This window comes from Synechococcus sp. WC101 (assembly GCF_047461555.1).
Taxonomy (GTDB): Bacteria; Cyanobacteriota; Cyanobacteriia; order Thermostichales; family Thermostichaceae; genus Thermostichus.
Genome location: NZ_JANSHG010000203.1, coordinates 1 through 3349 on the forward strand (window position 1 = coordinate 1; position 3349 = coordinate 3349).

Below are 3349 nucleotides of genomic sequence, written 5' to 3' on the forward strand. Positions count from 1 at the left end.
CTCCCTGGGTGGCCCGCATCAATTCGGTGTCGAAACATCCCTCACCAGCCACCATTTCGGGGTGGTGGGTCATGGCGCGGGCGATGGCCTCCAAGTCCGGCCGCTCGCCGGCGGTCAGTTGGGCATATAGGGAAGCCAGGTGGTTGAGTTGTAGCTGGTAGGTGGGCACGCCACAGTCGTCACGAGCAAACAAAAACTCTTCTGAGGGCATTTGCAACAAGTCGGCCAACTTGGCCCGCACCAGGGCCTGGACGGGGTGTTGCCGCTGGGCGTAGTCCTGCAGAGTCCAGTTCTGAGCGCGGCTGGCCAGGAGCATGCCGGCATGTTTGCCGGAGCAGTTGTGGCAGAGGGGGCTGGGCTTGCCGGATGGGGTGGGGCAGACCAGCAGCTCGGGGGAAAGATCGGCGCGCCAGAGCATGCTGAACACTTGCCGCGCATGGGCCGTAGTGCCCTGATGGGAGGCGCACATGATGGCGATGTCTTTCTCGCCAAGCCGATAGCGCTCGCGGATGCCTGTGGAGAGCATGGCCAGCGCCTGAAAGGGCTTGAGGGCAGAGCGGGCAAAGACGGGTGTGGTGCTTTTGCCGGCTACGGCCAGGGAGCGCCCGCGGCTATCGGCCACCACGGCTTGGCAATAATGGGTAGATTCGGTCAAGCCCTCCCGCAAAACGTGGATCAGCAGTTCGGGGGCAGTGGAGCGGTTCTCAAATGACATGAAACCCTGGGAAAGGGCCGGCGAGTCTAGAAAAGGGGCGTGTACATTATCTCAAATCATACGTCCAGATCTGGCGCGAAACCTTGCCAGTAGGGAGCAAAATGGAACAAGTGCGTCTGGATCCCTAAGCTCTGTCATGTCTTCACCTCCCCTGGTGTTTTTGGTCTGTCACGGCAGCCGGGATCCCGAATACCAGCAAGCGGCGGCGGATTTGCTGGCCCGGGTGCGGCAGCGGCTGGCTCCTCAACCGGTGGAGCTGGCCCAGTTGGAAGGTCAGCCTCTGAGCCTGGCGGAGCAGATTCACAGACACCTGACAGCCCGCCTGGAGGGGCCGGTGGTGCTGCTGTCGCTGTTTATGGGCGGGGGATCCCATGTGGAGGAGGACTTGCCGGCTGCCCTGGAGCAGGTTCAAGCTCGCTGGCCGCACCTGAAGCTGCTGTTGACACCGCCGATTGGCCAGCATCCAGCCCTGCTTGATCTGGTGGCAGCGCGGGTGGCAGCGGCGCAGCGGTTGGGGGAACTGACCCACGGCTGGATCCTGTTTGGCCATGGCAGCCGCCTGCCGGGATTTGCCGCCCAGCTCCAGGCCGGGATCCAAGCTCTGGAACAGCGCTTGCCCGGAATCCGCTTGCATGTGGCTTTTGCCGCCCAGCCCCCCACACTGGAAGCGGCCGTAATCCATTGCCTGCGCCTCGGCCAGTATCGCCTGCGGGTGCTGCCGTTTTTTCTCTTTCCGGGCGGTCTGCTGCGCGCTTTACAGGAACAGGCTCAGCGGCTGCAGCGAGAATGGCCCTTGTTGCAGATCACGGTGGAGCCGCCCCTCTGGCGGGATCCCCAACTGGTGCAGGCCATTCAGGAGACCCTGCAGACGGCCTGTCTGACCTGGAAGTAGAGTTGGTTGGTCAAAACTGTCCTGTTCCAGCAGAATAGATATCTCCGGAAAACGATTGGGACTCGAGATGGGCAAAGTGTATCTGGTGGGGGCAGGACCTGGGGATCCGGGACTGCTGACGGTGAAGGGCAAGGCCCTGCTCGCCCATGCGGACGTGGTCATCTACGATGCCCTGGTGGGATCCCCCATTTTGGATTTGATCCCGCCCACAGCAGAGCGGATCTACGCCGGCAAACACTGCGGCGCCCACACCCTTCCTCAGGAACAGATCACCGCCTTGCTGATCGAGAAAGCCCAGACGGCAGCCGTGGTGGTGCGCCTCAAGGGCGGGGATCCCTTCATGTTTGGGCGGGGGGGAGAGGAGATGCTGGCCCTGGTGCAGGCCGGGATCCCGGTGGAGGTGGTGCCGGGAATTACAGCGGGCATGGCCGCCAGCGCCTATGCCGGGATCCCCCTCACCCATCGCGACCTCAGCTCCTCGGTTGCTTTTGTTACTGGCCACGAGGCGGCAGGCAAATACCGCCCCCAGGTCAATTGGCGTGCCCTAGCCGAGGCCGTAGAAACCTTGGTGATCTACATGGGCATGCACAACCTCGGCTACATCGCTGCCGAATTGTTAGCGGGAGGAAAAGATCCCGCTACCCCAGTCGCCTTGATCCGCTGGGGCACCACCCCGGAGCAAGAGATTCATCTGCTCCGTTTGGAGTCTCTGGCCGGTCAGCCCTCGCCTGCGGCGCCGCCCGCCATTGTCGTGGTGGGGGCGGTGGTCAATTTGGCCAGCCTGTTGCCCACCTTGTACCCCCTTGCCCCTTCAGAACCTCAATGAACGCCTTTTTTCGCAAGCTGAGCGCGCTCTTTGCCGCCTACTACGCCTACATGCTGGAGTACCGGGCGGAGCTGCTCCTGTGGGCCTTGGCCGGATCCCTGCCCTTGATCATGATGGGGCTCTGGAGCGAGGCGGCCCGTTCAGGAGATTTCTCGCTGTCTTCCCTAGAGTTCATCCGCTATTTCCTGGCCGTGTTCCTGGTGCGCCAGTTCAGCATCATCTGGGTAATCTGGGACTTTGAGCGGGAGGTGGTGGAGGGAAGACTCTCGCCCCTTCTGTTGCAGCCTCTGGATCCCGCTTGGCACCATGTGGCCAGCCACCTGATGGAACGCCTGGCCCGCCTCCCCTTTACCGTGGCTTTGATTGCCCTCTTTTTCCTGCTCTACCCCCGCGCTTTTTGGATCCCGTCTTGGCAACAAGTGGCGCTGGGATCCCTGGCCATTTTGTTGGCGTTTGCCCTGCGCTTTCTCATGCAGTACACCCTGGCGCTGCTGGCCTTTTGGGTGGAGCGAATATCGGCCTTGGAGCAATTCCACTTTTTGGTGTACCTATTTCTCTCAGGGGTGATCGCCCCTCTGGAGGTGTTTCCGCCGGCGGTGCGTCAGGCCTTGGCCTGGACGCCCTTTCCCTACTTGGTGCATTTTCCCGCCAGCCTCTGGGTGGGGATCCCGCAAGATATCCCGCGCGGTTTTGCCATGGGCCTGGCCTGGCTGGTTCTGTTTTGGCTGGTCAACCGCTGGCTGTGGCGCAAGGGTTTGCAACACTACTCCGGGATGGGAGCTTAGGCCCAGTCCGCCTGAGCCGGCAGCCAGACCGCTTCCGAAACTATCATGGGGCAAGGATCTATCTATAGTTGACTGCCAGTATCCCTGTCTAAACTTCAATCTTGCGGCAAGGGTTGAACACTGCCCTCAAG

At 61.9% G+C, this 3349-nt stretch carries 4 protein-coding genes; 3 read left to right on the top strand and 1 reads right to left on the bottom strand.

What is annotated here, in order from left to right; genetic code table 11:
* On the bottom strand, window positions 1–715 hold a 715-nt coding region (locus NW809_RS11405), incomplete at its 3' end, for an asparaginase (RefSeq protein ID WP_414402184.1).
* Window positions 716–851: 136 nt separating this feature from the next.
* Between NW809_RS11405 and NW809_RS11410 the strand changes: the two genes are divergently transcribed.
* The 3 genes from NW809_RS11410 to NW809_RS11420 all read left to right on the top strand — a co-directional run bounded on the left by NW809_RS11410 (window position 852) and on the right by NW809_RS11420 (window position 3218).
* Window positions 852–1607 carry a sirohydrochlorin chelatase gene (locus NW809_RS11410; protein ID WP_414388292.1) on the top strand — a complete coding sequence of 252 codons (756 nt, stop codon included), beginning with the start codon at window positions 852–854 and terminating at the stop codon, window positions 1605–1607.
* A 67-nt stretch (window positions 1608–1674) separates the two neighbouring features.
* Entirely contained in the window at window positions 1675–2433 is a 759-nt protein-coding gene (gene cobA, locus NW809_RS11415) for a uroporphyrinogen-III C-methyltransferase (RefSeq protein ID WP_099812301.1), read from the top strand.
* Window positions 2430–3218 carry an ABC transporter permease gene (locus NW809_RS11420; protein ID WP_011429813.1) on the top strand — a complete coding sequence of 263 codons (789 nt, stop codon included), beginning with the start codon at window positions 2430–2432 and terminating at the stop codon, window positions 3216–3218. Before cobA ends, NW809_RS11420 begins: the two co-directional genes overlap by 4 nt.
* Window positions 3219–3349 lie beyond the last annotated feature (131 nt).

What these genes read in the sequence shown, in the direction of transcription:
- NW809_RS11410 (WP_414388292.1), top strand. Translation starts at nt 852, where the DNA reads ATGTCTTCACCTCCCCTGGTGTTTTTGGTCTGTCACGGCAGCCGGGAT.
- cobA (WP_099812301.1), top strand. Translation starts at nt 1,675, where the DNA reads ATGGGCAAAGTGTATCTGGTGGGGGCAGGACCTGGGGATCCGGGACTG.
- NW809_RS11420 (WP_011429813.1), top strand. Translation starts at nt 2,430, where the DNA reads ATGAACGCCTTTTTTCGCAAGCTGAGCGCGCTCTTTGCCGCCTACTAC.